This window comes from Streptomyces yunnanensis, from assembly GCF_029011865.1.
Lineage (GTDB): Bacteria > Actinomycetota > Actinomycetes > Streptomycetales > Streptomycetaceae > Streptomyces > Streptomyces yunnanensis.
The window spans coordinates 4,918,709-4,944,498 of sequence record NZ_CP095749.1; the positions used below are offsets into that span (position 1 = coordinate 4,918,709).

The window sequence follows — 25,790 nt, forward strand, 5'->3', positions numbered from 1 at the left end:
ACGGTGGCGGAACGGAGCACGGCTGCCGTCGACGTGGCCGACACCAGCGGCGAGGAGTCGCTGACCGCCAAGGCGGGTCGGGCCACGGACGACGGTGCGCAGGCCGAGAAGGTATCCGGCAAGGAACAGGACGCCGCGCGCACCGAAGGAAAGGGCGCCGAGGCAACCGATCCCAAGCCACCGGAACTCCACAGCGGCCACAAACTCGCCAGACGATACCGACTCGAAGAGTGCGTCACCCGTCTGGACGGATTCAGCAGCTGGCGTGCTGTCGACGAAAAGCTGCGTCGGGCCGTCGGGGTGCACGTCCTCCCCGCGGACCACCCGCGGGCCCGTCCGGTGCTCTCGGCTGCCCGGGCCTCCGCGCTTCTCGGGGATCCCCGCTTCGTCCAGGTCCTCGACGCCGTCGAGGACAACGACCTCGTCTATGTCGTCCATGAGTGGCTGCCGGACGCCACCGAGCTGGCCACGGTCCTCGCCAACGGCCCGCTCGAGCCCCACGACGCCTACCAACTCGTCAGCCAGGTCTCCCAGGCCATGGCCGCCGCCCACCGCGAGGGCCTGTCCCATCTGCGGCTCACTCCGAGCTCGGTGCTGCGCACGGAGTCCGGGCAGTACCGCATCCGCGGCCTCGCCGTCATGGCGGCGCTGCGCGGCATCACCTGCGAACACCCGCAGCGCACGGACACCGAGGCGATCGGCGCACTGCTGTACGCCGCCCTCACCCAGCGCTGGCCGTACGAGAACGACGCCTACGGCCTCACCGGCCTGCCCAAGGGCGTCGGCCTGATCGCACCCGACCAGGTCCGCGCCGGCGTGCACCGGGGCCTGTCCGAGCTCGCCATGCGGGCCCTGGTCAACGACGGAGCCACCGCGTCCCGCCAGGAGCCGCCGTGCACCACGCCGGAGGAGCTGGCCAAAGCGGTTGCCACCATGCCGCGCATCCGTCCCCCGGAGACGGCGTTCTCGACCCCGCCGCCATATCAGCGCGCGGGCTTCCCACAGGGTTCCTACGGCCAGGCGGCCCAGGCGACACAGCCTGTCGCCACGCCGCCGCCCCCGCTCCAGAGCCGCACCGGCAAGGCGCTGAAGTGGTCCGTCTCCGCACTGCTGATCGCGGCGCTGGGTCTGGGCAGCTGGCAGCTGGCGGACACCCTGCTGAAGTGGGAGAACGACCACGACACGCCAGGGAACTCGCAGACCACCGGCGGCGGCGCCAAGAAGCCCGACGGCAAGCCGATCAAGATCGTGGACGGCACCGAGTACTACCCTGACGGCCAGCCGCAGCACCCCGACCAGGCGCGGGCCACCTACGACGGGGACCCCTCGACGTACTGGCGCAGCAAGAGCTACCGCGAAGGCCCCGATCTCAACCCGGCCTTTAAAAAGGGCGTCGGGCTGATCTACGACCTCGGCTCCGAGCAGCAGATAAGCAGCGCTTCCATCGGGCTGCACTACATCGGTGACCACACCACGCTGACGCTCTACGCCGCCGATTCCTTCTCACCGTCCGAGCCGCTGAGTTCCATGCGTGAGCTCGGTACGGCCAAGACCTCGGGCAGCACCGCCAAGGTCACGCTGAAGAAGCCGGCGAAGGCGCGCTATGTCGTCGTGTGGATCACCGCGATGCCCAACTCGCCGGCGGACACCTACAGCGGCGCCGGCTTCAAGCAGGGCGTGACCGAGGTCTCCTTCACCAGCTGAGCAGGCACGCAGCCCATGAGGGGCGTGGGTACGAGAGCGGTCGGCCGCGAGGCCGATTGCCCGTACCCACGCCCCTCGCTCCATTGAGATCGTTTCCGGCCGGTGAGGTGCCTTTCCCAGCATTTACTTTCGCCACCCGGCGGGCTTCAATGGGACCGAGATCAGGCAGCTACGGCCGGGGGGCCCGTGTCCACCGACAGCGACAAGGCTTCGACACCAACCGACGCCGATCTCCTCGCGCTGCACGTAAAGGGCGACCCCGATGCGTTCGGGGAGCTCGTCCGACGCCACCGAGACCGGCTGTGGGCCGTGGCCTTACGGACCCTCGGTGATCGCGAAGAGGCCGCCGATGCCGTGCAGGACGCGCTGGTCTCCGCCTATCGCGCCGCGCACTCCTTCCGCGGCCAGTCGGCCGTGACCACCTGGCTGCACCGCATCACGGTCAACGCCTGCCTTGACCGGGCCCGTAAGGCAGCCTCCCGACGCACTTCTCCGGTCGCCGAGACCGAACGCCTCGAGCAGCTTCTCGAACCCGAGGAATCCGCAGCACTCCCGGCAGAGCGCCAGGACCTGCACCGTGAACTGCTCCGCGCGCTGCGCACGCTCCCCGAGGAGCAGCGCGCCGCTCTCGTGCTCGTCGATATGCAGGGGTACTCCGTCGCGGAGGCCGCCGAGATTCTCGACGTCCCGACCGGAACGGTGAAAAGCCGCTGTTCACGCGGCAGAGCTCGCCTCTTGCCATTGGTCACCCATCTGCGCGGCGATGACGGGGGTAGCAATCCCGCGAGCGGGGGAAGGAACCGGGCGCAGGGGACATCCGTCCCACCGACGGCAGGACCGAAGGGCACAGGTGCCGTGAAGGGCGGAGGTGGGCGAGCGTGACGTCGACGACCGGCGCAGGCGAGCACCCGGAGGTATCCGAGATCTCCGATCTCACGGACGGGCTGCTCCCTCCCTCACGCACCGCGGATCTGCGAGATCATCTCGCCGGCTGCGCCCTGTGTGAGGACGTCTATGCATCCCTGGAGGAAATCCGCGGGCTCCTGGGTACGCTCCCGGGCGCGACCCGGATGCCGGCCGATGTCGCCGAACGCATCGATGCGGCCCTCGCCGCAGAGGCGCTGCTCGACTCCACCACAGCCGAGGGCGAGCCCCTCGTTTCACGTGAAACATCGCCTTCGCTCAGCGCGGTTTCACGTGAAACATCGTCGGGCGCTGTCACAGTTTCACGTGAAACATCGACCGCACCGGCCTCCGTTTCACGTGAAACCAGTGTGCAGGCGCCTTCCCGTGGAGCCGTGTCCGCTCCGCCAGCCGGGCGCGGCCGCGGCGCTACGGGGCCAGGCCGCCACGCGCCGGGGCGCCGCACGTCCGGCGCTAGGAGGTGGCCCAGGGTACTGCTGGGCACCGCGGCCGCTGCGGCGGTGCTCGGAGTGGGCGGCCTGCTCATCCAGAGCGCCGGCACCAGCGGCGTCCAGGCCACCAAGCAGGAAAACTCCTCTGCGAGCGGAGGAGGAGCCCCCTCTGGCCTGACCGTCGCCAGGCTCGGGACGGACGTCCACAAGTTGCTCGCTACGGAAAAGGCGCACCAGGCGCCGGAGATCGGCACACGCAGTTCTCCCGAGACGCCGTTCCGAAGCGAGTCCGACACGGTTCCGTCGTGTGTGCGTCAGGGCATCGGCCGCACCGAGAAACCACTGGCGTCGAGTCGCAGCACCTATGAGGGCACGGACGCATTCCTCGTCGTGCTGCCGCACCCGTCCGACCCGAAGAGCGTCTCTGCCTACGTCGTCACTGCCTCATGCGTCTCAGCCACTCCGCCGGCTCCTGGGAAGGTTCTGCTGACCCACTCGTATCGGCGAGACTGAACCGCGGCAAGTGCTCGGTGGCGCTCTGGGAATGCTGGCCCCTTAGGATCCGTTGGGTGGGGTGAGAGTTCCGAGACCCCAGCAAGCCGTCGGCAGAGACAAGGAAGAAACCCGTGAGCGACGTCCGCAACGTGATCATCATCGGCTCCGGGCCCGCGGGCTATACCGCAGCGCTCTACACCGCCCGCGCGTCCCTGAAGCCGCTCGTCTTCGAAGGCGCCGTCACCGCTGGCGGTGCTCTGATGAACACCACCGACGTGGAGAACTTCCCCGGCTTTCGCGACGGCATCATGGGTCCGGACCTGATGGACAACATGCGTGCCCAGGCCGAGCGCTTCGGTGCCGAGCTCGTGCCGGACGACATCGTCTCGGTCGACCTCACCGAGGAGATCAAAACCGTCACCGACACCGCGGGCAACGTGCACCGTGCCAAGGCGGTCATCGTCGCCACCGGCTCCCAGCACCGCAAGCTCGGTCTGCCGCGCGAGGACGAGCTGTCCGGCCGGGGCGTCTCCTGGTGCGCGACCTGCGACGGGTTCTTCTTCAAGGACCAGGACATCGCCGTCATCGGCGGTGGCGACACCGCGATGGAGGAGGCCACCTTCCTCTCACGCTTCGCCAAGTCCGTCACGGTCGTCCACCGCCGCGACGCCCTGCGCGCGAGCAAGGCGATGCAGGAGCGCGCCTTCGCCGACCCGAAGATCAAGTTTGTGTGGGACAGCGAGGTCGCCGAGGTCCACGGCGAGAACAAGCTCTCCGGTCTGACGCTGCGCAACGTCAAGACGGGCGAGACCTCCGAGCTTCCGGTCACCGGCCTCTTCATCGCGATTGGCCACGACCCGCGGACCGAGCTGTTCAAGGGCCAGCTGAACCTCGACGACGAGGGTTACCTCAAGGTCGATGCACCCAGCACCCGGACGAACCTGGCGGGCGTCTTCGCCGCCGGCGATGTCGTCGACCACACCTACCGCCAGGCGATCACCGCTGCCGGCACGGGCTGCGCCTCCGCCCTCGACGCCGAGCGGTTCCTCGCGGCGCTCTCGGACGGCGAGGCCACGGCCGAGCCGGAGAAGACCGCTTCCGCCTGACCCGCGCACCCCAGCTTTCCCACCCCACCCACCCAGTAAGGAGATTGCCATGGCCGGCGCCACGGTGACCGTGACGGACGACAACTTCGAAGAGGTCGTCCTCAAGAGCGACAAGCCCGTTCTCGTGGACTTCTGGGCCACCTGGTGCGGCCCGTGCCGTCAGGTTGCCCCGTCCCTGGAGGCCATTGCCGCCGAGCACGACGAGATCGTCATCGCCAAGCTGAACACTGACGAGAACCCGGCGACCACCGCCAAGTACAGCGTCATGTCGATCCCGACCATGAACGTCTACCAGGGCGGCGAGGTCGTGAAGACCATCGTCGGCGCCAAGCCGAAGGCTGCCATCGAGAAGGACCTCGCGGACTTCCTCGCCTGAGGCATGCCGTCACGTTTCACGTGAAACAGGCCCGCTCCCTTCGTGGGGGCGGGCCTGTTTCACGTGAAACACACGACGATGTTTCACGTGAAACACACGACGATGTTTCACGTGAAACACCGCGGACACTCCTGCTCAGAGCGGCCGGAGCGCGGGCTCCTTCTGGACGGCTCCGAGCAGACGGTCCAACGCAAGTTCCACATCTTCCTTCCACGAGATCGTGGTCCGCAGTTCGAGCCGCAACCGCGGAAACCGCGGATGCTGGCGGACGGTCTTGAAGCCCACCGCCAGAAGATGATCGGCGGGCAGCACACACGCCGGCTCGGTCCAGCGGGCATCGCCAAACGCTTCGATGGCCTTGAAGCCACGCTGGATGAGGTCCTTGGCCACCGTCTGCACCATCACCCGGCCCAACCCCTGGCCCTGATAACCGGGAGTCAGCCACGCCGTCAGCAACTGCACCGCATCCGGCGACACCGGGCTGGTGGGAAAGGCCGTCGACCGTGGGACATAGGCCGGCGGGGCGTACATGACGAAACCGGCCGGCACATCGTCGACATAGACAACGCGCCCGCAGGATCCCCACTCCAACAAGACCGCTGAGATCCAGGCTTCCTTCTCCAGCTCTGGACGCCCCGCTTTTACCGCGGCTTCGCCGCTGACGGGGTCGAGCTCCCAGAAGACACAGGAGCGACAGCGCTTGGGGAGATCCGGAAGGTTGTCCAGCGTGAGCGGTACGAGCCGACGGCCCATGGAACCAGGTCCTCGCTTCCCTCGCCTGCCACACCGCGCAGCGCTGTCAGCGCCGCCTGCTCTCTAAGCAGACCACCAACGAACCCTCCGAGGGCTGCGAGCCCGAAGCCCACTGCCAGCAGTCCGGTGCGGCTCACTGATCGCATGGCCCTCTCCTCGATGTGAGGTTTCTCCATGTGGATGCGTGCCATACCCGATCGCATCGTATCCACCCTTTACGGGCGCGGGTACTGCCAGAAAGCAAAGGGCGAGCCGTGTTCCGGTATCAGTTCCGGAACACGGCTCGCCCAGGAGCCGTAGACGTCAGCTCACTCTTCTTCGCCGCTATCGTCTGCCGGCGTGCTCCCCAGAACGGGGCCCTCGCCCGGAGCAAGCGTTCCCAAGATGCGCTCCAGGTCTTCCATCGAGGCGAACTCGACGACGATCTTTCCCTTCTTCTGGCCAAGATCGACCTTCACCCGGGTTTCGAAACGGTCGGACAGCCGGGAGGCGAGACCGGTGAGCGCAGGGGACACCCGGGCACCCGCACGGGGCTTCTTCGCCTTGCCGGCGCTCTTGGGGCTCGACCCCATGAGCGTCACGATCTCCTCGACCGAACGGACCGACAGACCCTCTGCCACGATCCGGCGCGCCAGGTTGTCCTGCTCCTCCGGATCCTCCACCGACAGCAGAGCCCGGGCGTGTCCCGCGGAGAGCACCCCCGCTGCGAGCCGCTTCTGCACGGCCGGCGAGAGCTTCAACAGCCTCAGCGTGTTGGTGACCTGCGGACGCGAGCGCCCGATCCGATCGGCCAGCTCGTCATGGGTGCACTTGAAGTCCTGCAACAACTGGTCGTAGGCAGCGGCCTCTTCCAGCGGATTGAGCTGTGCCCGGTGCAGATTCTCCAGAAGCGCGTCGAGCAGCAGCCGCTCGTCTTCCGTGGCCCGCACAATCGCGGGGATCTTCTCCAGCCCGGCTTCGCGGCAGGCCCGCCAGCGCCGCTCACCCATGATGAGCTCATAGCGCTCCGGCGCAGTCTGGCGGACCACCACCGGCTGGAGCAGTCCCACCTCCTTGATGGAGGTGACCAGTTCGGCGAGCGCATCCTCGTCGAACACGTCCCGCGGCTGGCGCGGGTTCGGCCTGATCGCGTCCAGCGGCACCTCGGCGAAGTGCGCGCCGACCACCTCTGCAAAATTGCCGGTGTTTTCCGTCCCAGCCGGTGCTTCCGTTTCACGTGAAACACCGGGCGTCGGCAGCGAGGCCACCTTGGCGGCCGCCACTCCTCGATCCGGATCCAGAACCGGTACGGACGATGGCGACGTCGTGCCCCTTCCCACTGCCGGCCCGTTCGGATCCGCGCTCTGCGGTGCCGCGGGGATCAGCGCACCGAGCCCGCGGCCCAGCCCTCTACGTCGTTCACTCACTGAGTCCCCTCCGAGATGCTGTGCTGTGCTTGGTAGTTCACACTCAGGCCCTGCCCCCCAGGCTGCGGAGCTCCCCGCAGCGCAATCTCTCGGGCCGCTTCGAGATACGAGAGCGCTCCACTGGATCCCGGGTCATAGGTGAGCACCGTCTGCCCATAGCTGGGCGCCTCCGAGATACGGACTGAGCGGGGGATGCTCGTCCGAAGCACCTCGTTGCCGAAGTGGCTACGCACCTCGTCGGCGACCTGCGAGGCCAGGCGGGTACGTCCGTCGTACATGGTGAGCAGGATCGTCGAGACGTGGAGCTTGGGGTTGAGGTGCCCTCGCACCAGTTCCACGTTCCGCAGCAACTGCCCCAGACCCTCCAGCGCGTAGTACTCACACTGGATGGGGATCAGCACCTCGGCACCCGCGACCAGCGCATTGACGGTCAGCAGACCGAGCGAGGGCGGACAGTCGATGAGGATGTAGTCCAGCGGCTGTTCGTACGCCTTGATGGCGCGGTCCAGTCGGCTTTCGCGTGCCACCAGCGAGACCAGCTCGATCTCGGCACCGGCCAGGTCGATGGTCGCGGGGGCGCAGAAAAGCCCCTCCACCTCCACCACCGGCTGTACGACGTCGGAGAGTGGCTTGCTCTCGACCAGCACGTCATAGATCGACGGCACTTCGGCGTGATGGTCGATCCCCAGGGCCGTCGAAGCATTTCCCTGCGGGTCCAGGTCGATCACCAGCACCCGGGCCCCGTGCAGGGCCAGCGAAGCCGCAAGGTTGACGGTGGTGGTGGTCTTGCCGACCCCGCCCTTTTGATTGGCGACCACGATGACCCGGGTCTCGTCAGGGCGGGGCAGCCCCTCGCCTGCGCGGCCCATCGCTCCTACCGCCAGCTGCGCTGCGCGACCTACCGGTGTGTTGTCCATCAGGGGCGGCGTTTCACGTGAAACGTCGTCCCCGAACGACTCGTTGCGGGGACCGGGGACCGGATCGGTCATCGGTCCCGCGATGTTGGCGTCGGACCGCAAGGATTCACTCTCCTCGACATCAGGCTCACAATGGTGAGAGCCTGCCATGCTTTCGGTATCGCGAACCAGTGAGGTCCGTTCTCCTGTGGATGAACCCACCTCTGTGGATACTTTCGTGACCCGTGTGGGTTTCCGGTCGTGCGGCTCGGCAGCCGCACGACCACGGCCGATGATCCCTTGCAGCAGAGAACGACGTTTCACGTGAAACACGATGCCAGCGCCGCGTCCGATTAAGTCGCGACACTCCGTCTTGTGGCTTTTTGTAGCGCCTGCGGAATTCGCCGTATCCGCTCTTCAGCGGACGGTTCTCCCGAATCGGAGAAATCGGGCCGGATTCGTCGCGCAGCACATTCTCAGCGCCGCCGCCCCCTCGACGCCCGGCTGGTCCGCGCCGCCTTGGCCCGCTTCGCAGCGAATCGCACCCCACCGGGGCTCTCGCCGACCTCCACACGCACCACGGTCGACGGCGGATCCACCACGCCTTCGCCGACGTGCACGATCGACGTATCCACCACGCCGAGCTTGCTCAGCGCGGCCCGGGCCGCCTTGAGCTCCTCCTCCGCGGTGTCGCCCTTGAGCGCCAGCATCTCGCCGTAGGGACGCAGCAGCGGCACCCCCCAGCCGGCCAGCCGGTCGAGGGGCGCGACGGCCCGCGCAGTCACCACATGCACCTGCGGAAGCTTGCCCATGACTTCTTCCGCACGGCCCCGCACGACCGTGACGTGGTCCAGCCCGAGCAGCTCGACGACCTCTTGAAGGAAGTTCGTCCGGCGCAACAACGGCTCAAGAAGCGTGATCTTGAGATCCGGGCGCACCAGCGCCAGCGGAATGCCGGGCAGTCCGGCTCCCGAACCGACGTCGCACACCGAGACGCCCTCCGGAACCACCTCGGAGAGCACGGCACAGTTCAGCAGGTGGCGCTCCCACAGCCGGGGCACCTCCCGCGGGCCGATCAGCCCGCGCCGCACGCCCGCATCAGCGAGCAGCTCGCCGTACCGCACGGCCTCCGGAAAGCGTTCGCCGAAAACCTCCTGCGCCGCTTTCGGCGCAGGAGGGAACTCCGCTGATGCCTCCGTCACGGGAACCGCCCTTCCTCTGGACTGCTTTTCCTGCCGAGAACCCGGCGTTACGACCGGGGATAACACAGAAGGCTGAGAAGTTTTGGCCCCGCCTGCGAGCAGACGGGGCCAAAGAAAGACTGAACGCGAAGCGTCAGGCCGGGAGGACCACCACGCGGCGCTGCGGCTCCTCGCCCTCGGACTCGCTCCGCAGCCCGGCCGCGGCCACCGCGTCGTGCACGACCTTGCGCTCGAACGGCGTCATCGGGTCCAGCTTCACCGGCTGACCGGTGCTCTTGGCTTCCTCCGCCGCGCTGGCGCCGACCTTGGCGAGCTCCTCGCGCTTCTGCGCCCGGAAGCCGGCGACGTCCAGCATCAGTCGGCTGCGGTCGCCGGTCTCGCGATGCACCGCGAGCCGCGTCAGCTCCTGCAGCGCCTCCAGCACCTCACCGTCCCGGCCGACCAGCTTCTGCAGATCGCGGCTGTTCGTTTCACCGATGATCGACACCGAGGCGCGGTCCGCCTCGACATCCATGTCGATGTCACCGTCGAGGTCCGCGATGTCCAGCAGACCTTCGAGGTAGTCGGCCGCGATCTCGCCTTCCTGCTCCAGGCGGGTCAGGGTGTCGGCGCCCTTGGTGCCAGGGGTCGTGTCCGTCACGTAAGGACTCCTTCTTACTTCTTGGACGGGTGCTTGGGGCGCTGCTGGCCCTTGCGCTGCCCGGACTTGGTGTTACGGGATCCGGAGGCGGCGCCGCCCTTGGCCGGCGTACCACCCTTCCCCTTGTCGTCCTGCGCGGTGCTTTCCTCCGACGCATTGTCGGCACCCGCCGACGAGGTCGCCCGCGTGCGGTTCCCCGCGGTACCGGCCGGTGCGGTAGCACCGGTCTGGCGCTTGGCCTTGGTCTGCCGCTTGGGCTGCTGGCGGTTCTGGCGCGCGTCCTCGGCCGCCTTCTTCGCCGCGATCTCGGCGGGGCTCTCGACCAGCTTGCCCTGGGCGCGCAGCCGCTCCTGGCGGTCGGTGAACGCCTTGCTGCCCGGGGTGGGGTTGCGGCGGATGACGTACATCTGCTGGCCCATGGTCCACACGTTGGTGGTCAGCCAGTAGACGAGGACACCGACGGGGAAGTTGATGCCGAAGACGGCGAACATGACCGGGAAGACGTACATCAGCATCTTCTGCTGCTGCATGAACGGCGTCTTCACCGTCAGGTCGACGTTCTTCGTCATCAGCTGGCGCTGGGTGTAGAACTGCGACGCCGACATCAGGATGATCATGATGACCGTGACCACGCGGACGTCGGTCACCGAAGCACCCAGGGCCTCGATCTTCGAGGGGCTGTCCATGAACTTCGCCGCGAGCGGCGCACCGAAGATGTGCGCCTTCTGCGCGCTCGCCAGCAGCGTCGGGTCGATGAAGCCGACGGTCTTGTTCTGCGCGATGTGGCTGAGGACCTGGTACAGGGAGATGAAGAAGGGAGACTGCGCCAGGATCGGGAGACAGCTCGAGAGCGGGTTGGTGCCCGACTCCTTGTAGAGCTTCATCATCTCTTCGGACTGGCGCTGCTTGTCGCTCTTGTAGCGCTCCTGGATCGCCTTCATCTTCGGCTGGAGCGCCTGCATGTTCCGCGTCGACTTGATCTGCTTCACGAAGAGCGGGATCAGGCAGATACGGATCAGCACCACCAGCGAGACGATGGACAGACCCCACGCAGCTCCACTGTTCGCATTGAAGATCAAACTGTAGAACGAGTGGAACTGGACGATGATCCAGGAAACTGCGTAATAAAGAGGACTGAGGATCGTGTCCACGAATCAGGCTCCTTGGGCGTTGGGCTGAGTCTCGGGCTGGGCGACAGGCTCAGGGACGGTGGGCCCGCCCAGACGGCTCCTCAGCCGCTGATGCCAAACCGGACGCTTCCGGGGAGGGACGTGATCGACGCCACCGAGCGACCACGGGTTGCACCGCAGAATGCGCCAGGCGGTCAGCGCAGTCCCCTTCACCGCGCCGTGCCGGTCGATGGCTGTGTAGCCATAGTGCGAACACGACGGGTAGTACTTGCAGACCGGGCCCAACAGCGGGCTGATGGTCCACTGGTAGATCTTGATCAAAAGCAACAGCGGGTACTTCACTGTGCGCTCCCTCCCGGGTCCCGTCCGGGCTTCCCGGGGCCAGCGGCGCGGCCGCCGTCGGTCACCGCCCCGGTGGGATTGCAGCCTTTCGGCGCCCCTCCCAGCAGCCGCTCCAAAGCGGCGTCCAGGTCGCGGGCCAGTTGGTCGTACTCCGCCGCACCCGCGCCGGGCAGGGCCCGTACGACAACCAGGCTACCGGCGGGCAGCCGGTCCAGCCGGTCGCGCACGAGATGGCGGAGTCTCCGCTTGACCTTGGTGCGGACGACAGCGCCGCCAACGGCCTTGCTCACGACGAAACCCGCACGCGCTGGGGGAACACTTCCCCCAGCTGCGTGCGGGTCCGTTGCGCCGCTACGACAATGCACGACGAGGAGCGGGCGCCCGGCCCTGCGTCCCCTGCGTACCGCGGTCGCGAAGTCCTCGCGCCGCCTCAGCCGATGTTCGGTAGGCAGCACGTCATGGACCTAGGTTCAGGCTGCTCAGGCAGACAGGCGGCCGCGACCCTTGCTGCGGCGCGACGCGAGGATCGCGCGGCCGGCACGGGTCCGCATGCGCAGACGGAAACCGTGGGTCTTCGCGCGGCGGCGGTTGTTCGGCTGGAAGGTGCGCTTGCTCACTCGGGGGCTCCAGGAAACTTGTTGTCTCAGAGAGACAGATTTGTGGGGCGTCGACTGGCTGTCACCGTGCGCCCACGAGTAGCTCGCCACGCCCGAGTGCACCGCTTCACGATCACGAGGGCGCGATCTTTGCCCATCGGAGGCAGGCGGCAGCAGCCATCGACAACTCGACCTGGTCACGGTACGCGGGGCTACGCCATTCGGTCAAACCAGCTCCCGAACGGTGCGGAGAGCCCCCGCCAGGACACACTATGCACAGCCTGTGGACAACAACTTGAATCCCCAGGCCCGCCCTGACTACCGTGGCTGAACTCCATTTCCTTCCCGCCCGTCCTGAGAATCACACATTCGTGGGACTGTGAGAGAGCGTGCCCTGTGGCTGATGTACCTGCCGATCTTGCCGCAGTGTGGCCACGTGTACTCGATCACCTCTTGCGGGCCGAGGCCGACGGCCTCAAGCCCAAGGACCAGGACTGGCTCAAGCGGACCCAGCCGCTGGCGCTGGTTGCGGACACCGCACTGCTCGCCGTCCCCAACGAGTTCGCCAAGGGTGTGCTCGAAGGCCGGCTGGCACCGCTGATCGGGGAGGCGCTCAGCCACGAGTGCGGACGGCCGATCCGGATCGCGATCACCGTCGACGACTCCTCGGAGGAGCCCGCGCCCCAGCCGCCCGCGCCGCCCCAGCAGCACGCCCCGCAGCACTCACAGCACTCACAGCACTCGCAACACCCCCAGCACCCCCCGCACCAGCCGGCGCAGCACGACGCGTACGACGGCTACGACGGGCGGCACGACGCGCGCCAGGGCTACGGGCACCAGGGCGACGACCTGCCCACCGTCCGCCCCGCGTACCCCGACTACCCACAGCCGCGGCACGAGCCCGGGGCGTGGCCGCAGCACTCCCGCACCGACCTGGTCGGCCCCCGCGAGGAGTACGGCTGGCAGCAACAGCAGCTCGGCGGCTACCCCGACCGCGAGACGTCCACGGAACCGTGGCGCGAGCCCTACGGCTCCTCGCCGCCGCCCCACCTCCAGCAGCACCAGAACGACTACCGGGCGCAGGGGCCCGACCGCAGCGGGCCACGCCCCTCGGACGGCCCGCGCTCCCCGTACGAGCAGCAGCACCGCGAACTCCCCGAGCTCCCGCCCCCCGGCCCCGGCGGCCGGCCTGGCGGTCCCGGGTCCCCGCCGGCGCCCAGTGGCGCCCCCGGCCCGCTCGCCGCGCAGCCCGCGCCGGCGACCGGTCCCGGCGAACCGACCGCGCGGCTGAACCCGAAGTACCTCTTCGACACCTTCGTCATCGGCGCCTCCAACCGCTTCGCGCACGCGGCGGCGGTCGCGGTCGCCGAGGCGCCGGCCAAGGCGTACAACCCGCTCTTCATCTACGGGGAGTCGGGTCTGGGCAAGACCCACCTGCTGCACGCCATCGGGCACTACGCCCGCAGCCTCTATCCCGGCACTCGGGTGCGGTACGTGAGCTCGGAAGAATTCACCAACGAGTTCATCAACTCCATCCGGGACGGCAAGGCGGACGCGTTCCGCAAGCGCTACCGGGACATGGACATCCTGCTCGTCGACGACATCCAGTTCCTGGCGAGCAAGGAGTCGACGCAGGAGGAGTTCTTCCACACCTTCAACACCCTGCACAACGCCAACAAGCAGATCGTGCTCTCCAGTGACCGGCCGCCGAAGCAGCTGGTCACCCTGGAGGACCGGCTGCGCAACCGCTTTGAGTGGGGCCTGATCACGGACGTCCAGCCGCCTGAGCTGGAGACCCGGATCGCGATCCTCCGCAAGAAGGCGGTGCAGGAGCAGCTGAACGCGCCGCCGGAGGTGCTGGAGTTCATCGCGTCCCGGATCTCGCGCAACATCCGCGAGCTGGAGGGCGCGCTCATCCGGGTCACCGCGTTCGCGTCGCTCAACCGGCAGCCGGTGGACCTGGGGCTCACCGAGATCGTGCTGAAGGACCTGATCCCCGGCGGCGAGGACACCGCACCGGAGATCACCGCGACCGCGATCATGGCCTCGACCGCCGACTACTTCGGGCTGACCGTGGACGACCTGTGCGGCTCCTCGCGCAGCCGGGTGCTGGTGACGGCCCGCCAGATCGCGATGTACCTGTGCCGGGAGCTCACCGATCTCTCGCTGCCGAAGATCGGCGCGCAGTTCGGCGGGCGCGACCACACGACCGTGATGCACGCCGACCGCAAGATCCGCGCGCTGATGGCCGAGCGACGCTCCATCTACAACCAGGTCACCGAGCTGACCAACCGCATCAAGAACGGCTGACGAGCGGCCCGCCGCCGGCCGCGACCGCCACCAGGGCGCCCCGGGATCCGCTCCCGGGGCGCCCTTCGTCGTACACGGCCAGGAGGGCGCTCGGAACCGCTCCGCGGCGCGTCCGCCGGCCTTCGGTGGCCTGTCGTGGGCCTGGCGTGAGCCGGCTTCCGGGGCTTTCCGGGGCGGTTCGCCGGACGGTCGCCGGGGGTGAGCAGCGCCCACCGTCCTCTCAAACCTGTGGAGCGCGCCGGTTCTGTTCGATTCCCGGCGAGGTCACGGCCTCTCTCCACAGATTGGGCAAGAATCTTCCGTCCACAGCCTGGGGAGGGGAAAGTTATCCCTGTGAGATCCACAGGCCCGGGTGTTGACGGACCATCGGGCAAGGTCAACCGCGTGTGGATTTGTGGCCAACCACAATCCACAGGCTGTGGACAGAGAGTTCATCCACAGGGGTGGTGATGACTTGTCCACCGGCCACCCACAGGTTGGGGGCCGTTGTCCCCAGTGATCGCCGGCTTCTCCACACCGCTGTCCACTGTTCGGCAACGCGACACCACCCCTCACCACGCCGAGTGAAAGCGGTCACACCAAGGTGGTGGGTTGGGCTGTGGGGAACGTGGGTAAAGCTGGGGATGGCACTGGGGAGAAGTGCCCCGGCCCTGTGCATGGGGTGTGCAGAACTTCGCGTGGTCCACAGCTGAGCCCGCTTATCCACGGCCGCCACCCACAGGCGCGGTGGACAAAAAATCGGCGCTGACCTGCGCAAAGGAAGTTGTCCACGGTTTCCACAGGGCCTACTACTACGACCACGGATATCAACCGGGGAATGCGCTTCGAATCGGGCCCTGTGCACAACTCGGCTCGGGAGCGCTTCGCTCCGGTCGAGTCGACTTGACCCCGAGCCGCACCGACTGTCGGCGGCGTGCGTCAGACTGGTCTCCGGCAACCCAGCCGACGACGAAGAGCCAGCAGGGCGAGAGCCAGCAACAGCAGGAGGCGGTTTCCGGTGAAGATCCGGGTGGAGCGCGATGTACTCGCGGAGGCAGTGGCCTGGGCGGCCAAGAGCCTCCCGGCCCGTCCGCCGGTGCCCGTCCTCGCGGGCCTGCTGCTGAAGGCGGACGACGGCGCACTGAGCCTCTCCGGCTTCGACTACGAGGTCTCCGCACGGGTCTCGGTGGAAGCCGATGTGGAGGAAGAGGGCACCGTCCTCGTCTCCGGCCGGCTGCTCGCCGACATCTGCCGGGCGCTCCCCAACCGCCCGGTGGAGATTTCCACCGACGGTGTACGAGTGACCGTGGTGTGCGGCTCCTCCCGCTTCACCCTCCACACCCTGCCTGTGGAGGAGTACCCGTCCCTGCCGGCGATGCCCACTGCCACCGGCACCGTCGCCGCGGAGGTCTTCGCGGCGGCCGCCGCCCAGGTGGCCATCGCCGCCGGCCGCGACGACACGCTGCCGGTGCTCACCGGTGTGCGGATCGAGATCGAGGGCGACACCGTCACCCTGGCCTCCACCGACCGCTACCGCTTCGCGGTCCGCGAGTTCCTGTGGAAGCCCGAGAGCCCGGACACCTCCGCGGTCGCCCTGGTGCCCGCCAAGACGCTGCTGGACACCGCCAAGTCGCTGAGCAGCGGCGACACCGTGACGTTGGCGCTGTCCGGCTCCGGCCAGGGCGAGGGCCTGATCGGTTTCGAGGGTGCCGGCCGGCGGACCACGACCCGTCTGCTCGAGGGCGACCTGCCGAAGTACCGGACGCTCTTCCCGACCGAGTTCAACTCCGTCGCCGTGATCGAGACCGCCCCGTTCGTCGAGGCCGTCAAGCGTGTGGCGCTGGTCGCCGAGCGGAACACCCCGGTGCGGCTGAGCTTCGAGCAGGGCGTGCTGATCCTGGAGGCCGGCTCCAGCGACGATGCACAGGCTGTGGAAAGGGTCGACGCCGACCTGGACGGCGACGACATCTCGATCGCCTTCAACCCGGGCTTCCTGCTGGAGGGCCTGTCGGCGATCGACTCCCCGGTGGCCCAGCTGTCGTTCACGACCTCGACCAAGCCCGCGCTGCTCAGTGGCCGGCCGGCCAAGGACGCCGAGGCCGACGACGCCTACAAGTACCTGATCATGCCGGTCCGCCTCTCGGGCTGACGCGGCGGACGGCTTTCGTACCGACCGGGCCCCGGCTCTCCGCCGGGGCCCTTGCGGCGACTGGCTGACAGGCCCCGATGAGCGGCTGAGCCCACAGCTGTGCACAGGGTCTCGGGCGTAGGCTCGGACTCGGGTACGAACGCAACCACTATGTGCAAAGAGGGTCTCTGATGGAGCTCGGTCTCGTCGGTCTCGGCAAGATGGGCGGCAACATGCGCGAGCGCATTCGCCGCGCCGGCCACACCGTCATCGGATACGACCGCAACCCCGACCTGGCCGACGTGGGCAGCCTGAAGGAGCTTGTGGACAGGCTCCAGGGTCCGCGGGTGGTCTGGGTCATGGTTCCGGCCGGTGCCGCCACCCAGTCGACGATCGACGAGCTGGCCGAGCTGCTCTCGCCCGGTGACCTCGTGGTGGACGGCGGCAACTCCCGCTGGACCGAGGACGAGAAGCACGCCGAGGAACTGGCCGCCAAGGGCATCGGCTTCGTCGACTGCGGCGTCTCCGGTGGCGTCTGGGGCCTGGAGAACGGCTACGCCCTGATGTACGGCGGCGACAAGGAGCACGTCGCCAAGGTGCAGCCGATCTTCGACGCCCTCAAGCCCGAGGGCGAGTTCGGCTCCGTGCACGCCGGCAAGGTGGGCGCGGGCCACTTCGCGAAGATGGTCCACAACGGCATCGAGTACGCGATGATGCAGGCGTACGCCGAGGGCTGGGAACTGCTGGAGAAGGTCGACTCCGTGGAAAACGTCCGCGAGGTCTTCCGCTCCTGGCAGGAGGGCACGGTCATCCGCTCCTGGCTGCTGGACCTCGCGGTCAACGCCCTCGACGAGGACGAGCACCTGAACAAGCTGCGCGGTTACGCCGAGGACTCCGGCGAGGGCCGCTGGACGGTCGAGGCCGCGATCGACAACGCCGTGCCGCTGCCGGCGATCACGGCGTCGCTCTTCGCGCGCTTCGCGTCCCGCCAGGACGACTCCCCGCAGATGAAGATGATCGCCGCGCTCCGCAACCAGTTCGGTGGCCACGCGGTCGAGACCAAGAAGTAAGCACAACCAGCTCAGCAGCCGGGGGAGGTCGGCGCGTAGTCATGCACGTATCGCATCTGTCGCTTGCCGACTTCCGCTCGTACGCCCGGGTCGAGGTCGCGCTCGATCCGGGCGTCACGGCGTTCGTGGGACCCAACGGGCAGGGCAAGACGAACCTGGTCGAGGCGGTCGGCTATCTCGCCACGCTCGGCAGTCACCGGGTCTCCTCGGACGCGCCGCTGGTGCGGATGGGCGCGGACCGGGCGATCATCCGGGCCGCGGTTGTCCAGGGCGAACGCCAGCAGCTGGTGGAGCTCGAACTCAACCCGGGCAAGGCCAACCGCGCCCGGATCAACAGATCGTCCCAGGTCAGGCCGCGTGACGTGCTGGGGATCGTCCGGACGGTGCTGTTCGCGCCCGAGGACCTGGCGCTGGTCAAGGGCGACCCCGGCGAGCGCCGGCGGTTCCTCGACGAGCTGATCACCGCCCGCACGCCGCGGATGGCCGGCGTGCGCGCGGACTACGACCGCGTCCTGAAGCAGCGGAACACCCTGTTGAAGACGGCGGCGCTGGCCCGTCGGCACGGCGGGCGGAGGGGGGCACCTCCCGCGCGAGCGGATTCGAGCGTGGGGGCGGACCTGTCGACGCTGGACGTCTGGGACCAGCATCTGGCCCGGGCCGGGGCCGAACTCCTGGCCCAGCGGCTCGACCTGATCGCCACGCTGCGGCCGCTGGCGGACAAGGCGTACGAGCAACTGGCGCCCGGCGGCGGACCGTTGGGGCTGGAGTACCGCGGTTCCGCGGGCGAGGCGATGGCCGCCGCCACGAACCGCGAGGAGCTGTACGGCGCGCTGTTGGCGGCGCTGGGCGAGGCCCGCAAGAGCGAGATCGAGCGCGGGGTGACGCTGGTCGGGCCGCACCGGGACGACCTGCTGCTGAAACTCGGCCAGCTGCCGGCGAAGGGCTATGCCAGCCACGGCGAGTCCTGGTCGTACGCGCTGGCGCTGCGGCTGGCCTCGTACGAGCTGCTGCGCGCGGAGGGCAACGAGCCGGTGCTCGTGCTCGACGACGTCTTCGCCGAGCTGGACGCGCGGCGCCGGGAGCGGCTGGCGGAGCTGGTGGCACCGGGCGAACAGGTGCTGGTGACCGCGGCGGTGGACGACGATGTGCCGGGAGTGCTGGTGGGGGCGCGGTACGCGGTCTCCGGCGGCACGGTGGAGCGGGTGGACCGGTGAGCGAACCGCAGCCGGAACGGCCCAAGACTCCGGAACTGTCCGGTGTGGACCTCGCCCGCCAGGCGCTGGTGGCCGCCAAGGAGCAGGCGCGCGCCCGGGGCGCCGCCGCGCAGCAGAAGAAGCAGGCCCGCCGCGGTGGGCTGCGCTCGGGCGCGCGGGCGGACGGCCGGGACCCGCTGCCGCTGGGCGCCGCGATCAACCGCCTGATCACCGAGCGCGGTTGGGAGACCCCGGCGGCGGTCGGCGGGGTGATGGGCCGCTGGCCGCAGCTGGTGGGGCCCGAGGTGGCCCAGCACTGCGAGCCGCAGCGGTACGACGAGGACGCCCGTGTGCTGACGGTCCAGTGCGACTCGACGGCATGGGCGACGCAGCTGCGGCTGCTGGCCCCGACGCTGGTCGCCCGCCTCAACGAGGACCTGGGCCATGGCACGGTCAAGATGATCAAGGTGCTGGGGCCGGGCGGTCCCGGGCGCCGGTACGGACCGCTGCGCGCACCGGGCAGCCGGGGTCCCGGCGACACCTACGGCTGAGTGCGACGGCATGGCCGGGCGCGTGTGCCGAGGGGGGCGGTGTTTCACGTGAAACACCGCCCCCCTCGTGCTTTCTCGGCTGGTCAGGGGTCGTTTCACGTGAAACGACGCACTGCTGTGCGGGCCTTGTAAACACGTGTGACGCATGAGACTCCGCTCACGGTAGCCGGCGGTTGACAGCCCGAAGCGCTGAGTGCCCGTGTGAGCGCCCTGAGGCCCCGTCTCGCATATGGGGAGTCGGCGGACGTCAATTCAGGGCGGCACATGGCGACTCAGGTGCCTGCAAACCCCCATGAGTGTCGGCGCTACCGGTAGACTGGTAGCAATCCCGCCCACTCGCGGAACAAGTCGAACGACGAGCCGCTCCCACCTGTCCTTCGCGGGGAGATCGCAACAGGTGTGGAAGGGCTCGTGCTGTGCCAGAAAGGGCGCTTCGTGGCCGACTCCGGCGACCTCAACGAGATCAACATGGCTTCTACCGAAGAGGGGGGTTCGGCCGGCGCCGTGGGCGACTCCTCGGTGGAGAAGTCGTACGACGCCAGCGCGATCACCGTCCTTGAGGGCCTGGACGCGGTTCGTAAGCGCCCCGGCATGTACATCGGCTCAACGGGCGAGCGCGGCCTGCACCACCTCGTGCAGGAGGTCGTCGACAACTCCGTCGACGAGGCGCTGGCCGGCTACGCCGACACCATCGAGGTGACGATCCTCGCCGACGGTGGAGTGCGGGTCGACGACAACGGCCGCGGTATCCCCGTCGGCATCGTGCCGTCCGAGAACAAGCCGGCCGTCGAGGTCGTGCTGACGGTCCTGCACGCCGGCGGCAAGTTCGGCGGCGGCGGCTACGCGGTCTCCGGCGGTCTGCACGGTGTGGGTGTCTCCGTCGTGAACGCCCTGTCGACTCGGGTCTCGGTCGAGATCTGCACGGACGGCCACCGCTGGACCCAGGACTACAAGCAGGGCGTGCCCACCGCCCCGCTGGCCAAGCACGAGGCCACCGACCAGCACGGCACCTCGGTCACCTTCTGGGCCGACCCCGAGATCTTCGAGACCACCACCTACAGCTTCGAGACGCTGTCCCGACGCTTCCAGGAGATGGCGTTCCTCAACAAGGGGCTGACCATCTCGCTCAAGGACGAGCGCGCCGACCACGTGGACGAGGACGGCAAGCCGCTCTCGGTGCGGTACCACTACGAGGGCGGCATCGTCGACTTCGTGAAGTACCTCAACTCCCGCAAGGGCGAGCTGGTGCACCCGACGGTGGTCTCGGTGGAGGCCGAGGACAAGGAGCGGAACCTCTCCGTCGACCTCGCGATGCAGTGGAACACCCAGTACAGCGAGGGTGTCTACAGCTTCGCGAACATCATCCACACCCACGAGGGCGGTACTCACGAAGAGGGCTTCCGCGCCGCGCTGACCGGCCTGATCAACCGCTACGCGCGCGACAAGAAGCTGCTCCGCGAGAAGGACGACAACCTCACGGGCGAGGACATCCGCGAGGGTCTGACGGCGATCATCTCGGTCAAGCTCGCCGAGCCGCAGTTCGAGGGCCAGACGAAGACCAAGCTGGGCAACACCGAGGTCAAGACCTTCGTCCAGAAGGTCGTCCACGAGCACCTCAACGACTGGCTGGACCGCAACCCCAACGAAGCCGCGGACATCATCCGCAAGGGCATCCAGGCGGCCACCGCCCGGGTCGCGGCCCGCAAGGCGCGCGACCTGACCCGCCGCAAGGGGCTGCTGGAGACGGCGTCGCTGCCCGGCAAGCTGAGCGACTGCCAGTCCAACGACCCGACCAAGTGCGAGATCTTCATCGTCGAGGGTGACTCCGCCGGCGGCTCGGCCAAGTCCGGCCGCAACCCGGAGTACCAGGCGATCCTCCCGATCCGCGGCAAGATCCTCAACGTCGAGAAGGCCCGGGTCGACAAGATCCTGCAGAACAACGAGGTCCAGGCGCTGATCTCGGCGTTCGGCACGGGCGTGCACGAGGACTTCGATATCGAGAAGCTCCGGTACCACAAGATCATCTTGATGGCGGACGCCGACGTCGACGGTCAGCACATCAACACCCTGCTGCTGACCTTCCTGTTCCGCTTCATGCGCCCGCTGGTCGAGGCCGGTCACGTCTACCTCTCCCGCCCGCCGCTGTACAAGATCAAGTGGAGTCGGGACGACTTCGAGTACGCCTACTCCGACCCGGAGCGGGACACGCTGATCGAGCGCGGCAAGCAGAACGGCAAGCGGATCCGCGAGGACTCCATCCAGCGGTTCAAGGGTCTCGGCGAGATGAACGCCGAGGAGCTGCGCGTGACGACCATGGACGCCGACCACCGGGTGCTCGGCCAGGTCTCGCTGGACGACGCGGCCCGCGCGGACGACCTGTTCTCCGTCCTCATGGGCGAGGACGTCGAGGCACGCCGCTCGTTCATCCAGCGCAACGCCAAGGACGTCCGCTTCCTCGACATCTGAGCCCTGTCGGCCCGCACACCAGCCGCAGCTCGAAAGGACTTTGAACCACCATGGCCGACGAGAACCCCCCTGTGACCCCGGACGGCGTGACCGCCGAGGGCGCGCCCGCCACCATCGAAGGCGTCGGAATGCGCGTCGAGCCCGTCGGGCTCGAAACGGAGATGCAGCGCTCCTACCTCGACTACGCGATGTCCGTCATCGTCTCGCGTGCGCTGCCCGATGTCCGCGACGGCCTCAAGCCGGTGCACCGCCGCGTGCTCTACGCGATGTACGACGGCGGCTACCGCCCCGAGAAGGGCTTCTACAAGTGCGCCCGCGTCGTCGGCGACGTCATGGGTACGTACCACCCGCACGGTGACACCTCCATCTACGACGCGCTGGTCCGCCTGGCCCAGCCGTGGTCGATGCGGATGCCGCTGGTCGACTCCAACGGCAACTTCGGCTCCCCGGGCAACGACCCGGCCGCGGCCATGCGGTACACCGAGTGCAAGATGAAGCAGCTGTCGATGGAGATGCTCCGGGACATCGACGAGGAGACCGTCGACTTCCAGGACAACTACGACGGCCGCAACCAGGAGCCGACGGTCCTGCCGTCCCGCTTCCCCAACCTGTTGATCAACGGCTCGGCCGGCATCGCGGTCGGCATGGCCACCAACATCCCGCCGCACAACCTCCGCGAGGTCGCCGAGGGCGCGCAGTGGGCGCTGGCCCACCCGGAGGCGTCCAGCGAGGAACTGCTGGACGCGCTGATCGAGCGGGTCAAGGGCCCCGACTTCCCCACCGGCGCGCTGGTGGTGGGCCGCAAGGGCATCGAGGAGGCGTACCGCACCGGCCGCGGCTCGATCACGATGCGCGCGGTGGTGGCGGTCGAGGAGATCCAGAACCGCCAGTGCCTGGTGGTCACCGAACTCCCCTACCAGGTCAACCCGGACAACCTCGCGCAGAAGATCGCCGACCTGGTCAAGGACGGCCGGATCGGCGGCATCGCGGACGTCCGCGACGAGACCTCCTCGCGCACCGGCCAGCGGCTGGTCATCGTCCTCAAGCGGGACGCGGTCGCCAAGGTCGTCCTCAACAACCTCTACAAGCACACCGATCTGCAGACCAACTTCGGCGCGAACATGCTCGCGCTGGTCGACGGCGTGCCGCGCACCCTTTCCCTGGACGCCTTCATCCGGAACTGGGTCACCCACCAGGTCGAGGTCATCGTCCGCCGGACGAAGTTCCGGCTGCGCAAGGCCGAGGAACGGGCCCACATCCTGCGCGGTCTGCTCAAGGCGCTGGACGCCATCGACGAGGTCATCGCGCTGATCCGCCGCAGCGAGACGGTCGAGGTGGCCCGCGAGGGCCTGATGGGCCTGCTGCAGATCGACGAGATCCAGGCCAACGCGATCCTGGAGATGCAGCTCCGCCGGCTGGCCGCCCTGGAGCGCCAGAAGATCACCGCCGAGCACGACGAGCTCCAGCGCAAGATCAGCGAGTACAACGCGATCCTGGCCTCCCCCGAGCGGCAGCGCCAGATCATCAGCGAGGAACTGGCCGCGATCGTCGAGAAGTTCGGCGACGACCGGCGCAGCAAGCTGGTGCCCTTCGAGGGCGACATGTCCATCGAGGACCTGATCGCCGAAGAGGACATCGTCGTCACCATCACCCGTGGCGGCTATGTGAAGCGGACGAAGACCGACGACTACCGCTCGCAGAAGCGCGGCGGCAAGGGCGTCCGGGGCACCAAGCTCAAGGAAGACGACATCGTCGACCACTTCTTCGTCTCCACCACCCACCACTGGCTGCTGTTCTTCACCAACAAGGGCCGGGTCTACCGCGCCAAGGCGTACGAACTCCCGGACGCCGGACGGGACGCCCGCGGCCAGCACGTGGCCAACCTCCTGGCCTTCCAGCCGGACGAGCAGATCGCGCAGATCCTGGCGATCCGCGACTACGAGGCGGCGCCGTACCTGGTCCTCGCGACCAAGGGCGGCCTGGTGAAGAAGACCCCGCTCAAGGACTACGACTCGCCCCGCTCCGGCGGCGTGATCGCGATCAACCTCCGCGAGCGGGAGGACGGCACGGACGACGAGCTGATCGGCGCCGAGCTGGTCTCGGAGACCGACGACCTGCTGCTGATCAGCAAGAAGGCCCAGTCGATCCGGTTCACCGCGACCGACGAGGCGCTGCGCCCGATGGGCCGGGCCACCTCCGGTGTGAAGGGCATGAGCTTCCGCGAGGGCGACGAGCTGCTGTCGCTGAACGTGGTCCGGGAGGGCACCTTCGTCTTCACCGCGACCGACGGCGGCTACGCCAAGCGCACCGCGGTCGACGAGTACCGAGTCCAGGGCCGCGGCGGCCTCGGCATCAAGGCCGCCAAGATCGTCGAGGACCGGGGTTCGCTGGTCGGGGCGTTGATCGTCGAGCAGGCCGACGAGATCCTCGCGATCACGCTCGGCGGTGGCGTGATCCGTACGCGGGTCAACGAGGTGCGGGAAACCGGCCGTGACACCATGGGCGTCCAACTGATCAACCTGGGCAAGCGGGATGCCGTCGTCGGCATCGCGCGCAACGCCGAGGCCGGCCGCGAGGCCGAGGAGGTCGACGGGCCCGACGGGCCCGAGGAGACCGGCACCGCCGAGGAGTCCGGGGCCACCGCAGTCGAGGGCGAGCAGCCCGCGGCGGAGTAACACGAGGAGTAGGTCGTGAGTGGAGCCACGGGCGCTGCGACGGGAGATGCGGGAGTCACTTCGGACTCCGCGGCGGAACCCGCAACCGAAAGGGAACGCAGCGCCCGTGGCTCCGTCGCGTCCGACGGCATCCGGGACGAGGGCGCCCATGAGGGGGGAACCGTGACGAATACCCGACAGCCGCAACCCCAGCCCCAGCCGCCGGCCGGGGTCGGTGGCCAGGGACAGCCGCAGGGCGGCGTACAACAGCCCTACCAGCCGCCCCAGGCGTACCACCCGGGCGGCGGCGGGGCCGAAGCCGGCCAGGCCGTGCGCAAGCCGCGTACGGGCGCCAGCACGGCGCCGCGGACGCGCAAGGCCCGCCTCCGGGTCGCGCGCACCGATCCCTGGTCGGTGATGAAGGTGAGCTTCCTGCTGTCCATCGCGCTGGGCATCTGCACGGTGGTGGCGGTGGCGGTGCTGTGGATGGTGATGGACGCGATGGGCGTCTTCTCCACGGTCGGCAAGACCATCAGCGAGGCGACCGGCTCCGCCGAGGGCGGTGGCTTCGATCTGCAGTCGTTCCTCTCGCTGCCGCGGGTGCTGCTGTTCACCTCGGTCATCGCGGTGATCGACGTGGTGCTGGCGACCGCGCTGGCCACCCTCGGCTCGTTCATCTACAACCTGTCAGCGGGCTTCGTGGGCGGCGTGGAGCTGACCCTCGCGGAGGACGAGTGAGTGCTCCCGGAAGGGGGTCGGCGCCGGGCGTTCCCAAGGCATCGGGAACCGATTTTGGGAACGCCTCTGAAGTGCGCTAATCTTCTGGTGCAGCGAGCGAGCGGCTATAGCTCAGACGGTTAGAGCGCTTCCCTGATAAGGAAGAGGCCCCAGGTTCAAGTCCTGGTAGCCGCACCGCACAGTCGGCCCGGCCGGAGATTTCTCCGGCCGGGCCGCTGCTTTTGCCCGCCGCGCGGTCTTTTCGGGGTGGGGGAACCGGACCCGGGGGTGATTCGTTGTGATGGGGCGGGAGTTGGGGCCTTCGCGCACCTCCGGATGAGGTGTTGCCGAGTGCGGGCTAGATAACCGATCGGTATCGACCGGTGTGTATCATCGGCCGACATAGGGTCCCCTACGTCAACGAAAGACGAGGTCGCGCGGTGAAGAAGCTTCTCCTGGTCGCACTGGCCGCCATCGGCGGGCTCCTCGTGTACCGCCAGATCCAGGCGGATCGCGCCGAGCAGGATCTGTGGACGGAGGCGACCGACTCCGTGCCCGCAGGTTCGGGTGTGTGAGACCACACGCACAGCACATTTCGTATGGACCCCGGTTGCCCATGGGCGGCCGGGGTTTCGTACGTACCGGGGCGGGAACACGGGCTTCTGGGTTTGCTATCGCACATTGATGGGTTGCAGCGGCAAAGTCGCTGGTCCTGAAGTCG

The 25,790-nt window shown here is 68.3% G+C and carries 22 protein-coding genes, 1 tRNA gene and 1 pseudogene; 15 read left to right on the plus strand and 9 right to left on the minus strand.

Annotation, left to right across the window (positions count from 1 at the left end; translation table 11 throughout):
- The first annotated feature begins 3 nt into the window (after window positions 1-3).
- The 5 genes from MOV08_RS21345 (at window position 4) to trxA (ending at window position 5,036) form a co-directional block, all read left to right on the plus strand.
- Window positions 4-1,704 carry a protein kinase family protein gene (locus MOV08_RS21345; protein ID WP_275308558.1) on the plus strand — a complete coding sequence of 567 codons (1,701 nt, stop codon included), beginning with the start codon at window positions 4-6 and terminating at the stop codon, window positions 1,702-1,704.
- A 186-nt stretch (window positions 1,705-1,890) separates the two neighbouring features.
- Window positions 1,891-2,586, plus strand: a complete 696-nt coding sequence (gene sigM / locus MOV08_RS21350) for an RNA polymerase sigma factor SigM (protein WP_275308559.1) — start codon at window positions 1,891-1,893, stop codon at window positions 2,584-2,586.
- Window positions 2,583-3,572 carry an anti-sigma factor family protein gene (locus tag MOV08_RS21355; RefSeq protein WP_275308560.1) on the plus strand — a complete coding sequence of 330 codons (990 nt, stop codon included), beginning with the start codon at window positions 2,583-2,585 and terminating at the stop codon, window positions 3,570-3,572. The genes sigM and MOV08_RS21355 overlap by 4 nt, the downstream gene beginning before the upstream one ends.
- Before the next feature lie 113 nt (window positions 3,573-3,685).
- Window positions 3,686-4,660, plus strand: a complete 975-nt coding sequence (gene trxB / locus MOV08_RS21360; protein WP_275308561.1) for a thioredoxin-disulfide reductase — start codon at window positions 3,686-3,688, stop codon at window positions 4,658-4,660.
- Window positions 4,661-4,709: 49 nt separating this feature from the next.
- The gene (trxA, locus tag MOV08_RS21365; protein WP_039634715.1) at window positions 4,710-5,036 is read left to right on the plus strand and encodes a thioredoxin; all 327 of its coding nucleotides are present in this window, start codon (window positions 4,710-4,712) and stop codon (window positions 5,034-5,036) included.
- A 135-nt stretch (window positions 5,037-5,171) separates the two neighbouring features.
- On the opposite strand, the gene MOV08_RS21370 is transcribed toward trxA, so the two are convergent.
- The 9 genes and pseudogenes from MOV08_RS21370 to rpmH form a co-directional block, all read right to left on the minus strand.
- A complete protein-coding gene (locus tag MOV08_RS21370; protein WP_039634717.1) occupies window positions 5,172-5,789 on the minus strand; it encodes a GNAT family N-acetyltransferase in 618 nt (205 codons plus the stop codon).
- 308 nt (window positions 5,790-6,097) lie between these two features.
- Window positions 6,098-7,195 carry a ParB/RepB/Spo0J family partition protein gene (locus tag MOV08_RS21375; RefSeq protein ID WP_275308562.1) on the minus strand — a complete coding sequence of 366 codons (1,098 nt, stop codon included), beginning with the start codon at window positions 7,193-7,195 and terminating at the stop codon, window positions 6,098-6,100.
- Window positions 7,192-8,262: a ParA family protein gene (locus MOV08_RS21380; protein WP_078875840.1), complete on the minus strand. Its 1,071-nt coding sequence runs from the start codon at window positions 8,260-8,262 to the stop codon at window positions 7,192-7,194. The genes MOV08_RS21375 and MOV08_RS21380 overlap by 4 nt, the downstream gene beginning before the upstream one ends.
- A 305-nt stretch (window positions 8,263-8,567) precedes the next feature.
- Window positions 8,568-9,293, minus strand: coding sequence for a 16S rRNA (guanine(527)-N(7))-methyltransferase RsmG (rsmG, locus tag MOV08_RS21385; RefSeq protein ID WP_275308563.1), 726 nt, complete (start codon window positions 9,291-9,293; stop codon window positions 8,568-8,570).
- Between the two features lie 133 nt (window positions 9,294-9,426).
- Window positions 9,427-9,933, minus strand: coding sequence for a Jag family protein (locus MOV08_RS21390; RefSeq protein ID WP_275308564.1), 507 nt, complete (start codon window positions 9,931-9,933; stop codon window positions 9,427-9,429).
- Window positions 9,934-9,947: 14 nt separating this feature from the next.
- Window positions 9,948-11,084, minus strand: a complete 1,137-nt coding sequence (gene yidC, locus MOV08_RS21395) for a membrane protein insertase YidC (RefSeq protein WP_275308565.1) — start codon at window positions 11,082-11,084, stop codon at window positions 9,948-9,950.
- 3 nt (window positions 11,085-11,087) lie between these two features.
- Window positions 11,088-11,405: a membrane protein insertion efficiency factor YidD gene (yidD, locus tag MOV08_RS21400; RefSeq protein WP_006604423.1), complete on the minus strand. Its 318-nt coding sequence runs from the start codon at window positions 11,403-11,405 to the stop codon at window positions 11,088-11,090.
- 86 nt (window positions 11,406-11,491) lie between these two features.
- Window positions 11,492-11,860 (minus strand): annotated as a pseudogene (rnpA, locus tag MOV08_RS21405) (ribonuclease P protein component); the annotation flags it as partial.
- 24 nt (window positions 11,861-11,884) lie between these two features.
- A complete protein-coding gene (rpmH, locus tag MOV08_RS21410) occupies window positions 11,885-12,022 on the minus strand; it encodes a 50S ribosomal protein L34 (RefSeq protein ID WP_009716483.1) in 138 nt (45 codons plus the stop codon).
- A gap of 405 nt (window positions 12,023-12,427) precedes the next feature.
- Here rpmH and dnaA point away from each other — a divergent pair, with 405 nt between their 5' ends.
- The 10 genes from dnaA to MOV08_RS21460 all read left to right on the plus strand — a co-directional run bounded on the left by dnaA (window position 12,428) and on the right by MOV08_RS21460 (window position 25,644).
- Window positions 12,428-14,311, plus strand: coding sequence for a chromosomal replication initiator protein DnaA (gene dnaA, locus MOV08_RS21415; protein ID WP_039634732.1), 1,884 nt, complete (start codon window positions 12,428-12,430; stop codon window positions 14,309-14,311).
- 997 nt (window positions 14,312-15,308) lie between these two features.
- Window positions 15,309-16,439 (plus strand): DNA polymerase III subunit beta, encoded by a 1,131-nt coding sequence (dnaN, locus tag MOV08_RS21420; protein WP_039634734.1) that lies wholly within the window; start codon window positions 15,309-15,311, stop codon window positions 16,437-16,439.
- A 170-nt stretch (window positions 16,440-16,609) separates the two neighbouring features.
- Window positions 16,610-17,488, plus strand: coding sequence for a phosphogluconate dehydrogenase (NAD(+)-dependent, decarboxylating) (gene gnd, locus MOV08_RS21425; RefSeq protein ID WP_039634736.1), 879 nt, complete (start codon window positions 16,610-16,612; stop codon window positions 17,486-17,488).
- A 41-nt stretch (window positions 17,489-17,529) separates the two neighbouring features.
- Window positions 17,530-18,702 (plus strand): DNA replication/repair protein RecF, encoded by a 1,173-nt coding sequence (gene recF, locus MOV08_RS21430; RefSeq protein ID WP_275308566.1) that lies wholly within the window; start codon window positions 17,530-17,532, stop codon window positions 18,700-18,702.
- Window positions 18,699-19,232, plus strand: coding sequence for a DciA family protein (locus MOV08_RS21435; protein WP_039634740.1), 534 nt, complete (start codon window positions 18,699-18,701; stop codon window positions 19,230-19,232). The genes recF and MOV08_RS21435 overlap by 4 nt, the downstream gene beginning before the upstream one ends.
- 411 nt (window positions 19,233-19,643) lie before the next feature.
- Window positions 19,644-21,698: a DNA topoisomerase (ATP-hydrolyzing) subunit B gene (gene gyrB, locus MOV08_RS21440; protein WP_039634742.1), complete on the plus strand. Its 2,055-nt coding sequence runs from the start codon at window positions 19,644-19,646 to the stop codon at window positions 21,696-21,698.
- Between the two features lie 50 nt (window positions 21,699-21,748).
- Window positions 21,749-24,373, plus strand: coding sequence for a DNA gyrase subunit A (gyrA, locus tag MOV08_RS21445; RefSeq protein ID WP_039634745.1), 2,625 nt, complete (start codon window positions 21,749-21,751; stop codon window positions 24,371-24,373).
- 15 nt (window positions 24,374-24,388) lie between these two features.
- Window positions 24,389-25,090, plus strand: coding sequence for a DUF3566 domain-containing protein (locus tag MOV08_RS21450; RefSeq protein ID WP_078875842.1), 702 nt, complete (start codon window positions 24,389-24,391; stop codon window positions 25,088-25,090).
- Between the two features lie 100 nt (window positions 25,091-25,190).
- Window positions 25,191-25,264: transfer RNA gene (locus MOV08_RS21455), tRNA-Ile, on the plus strand.
- 245 nt (window positions 25,265-25,509) lie between these two features.
- Window positions 25,510-25,644, plus strand: coding sequence for a DLW-39 family protein (locus MOV08_RS21460; RefSeq protein ID WP_003958712.1), 135 nt, complete (start codon window positions 25,510-25,512; stop codon window positions 25,642-25,644).
- The last annotated feature ends 146 nt before the right edge of the window (window positions 25,645-25,790 follow it).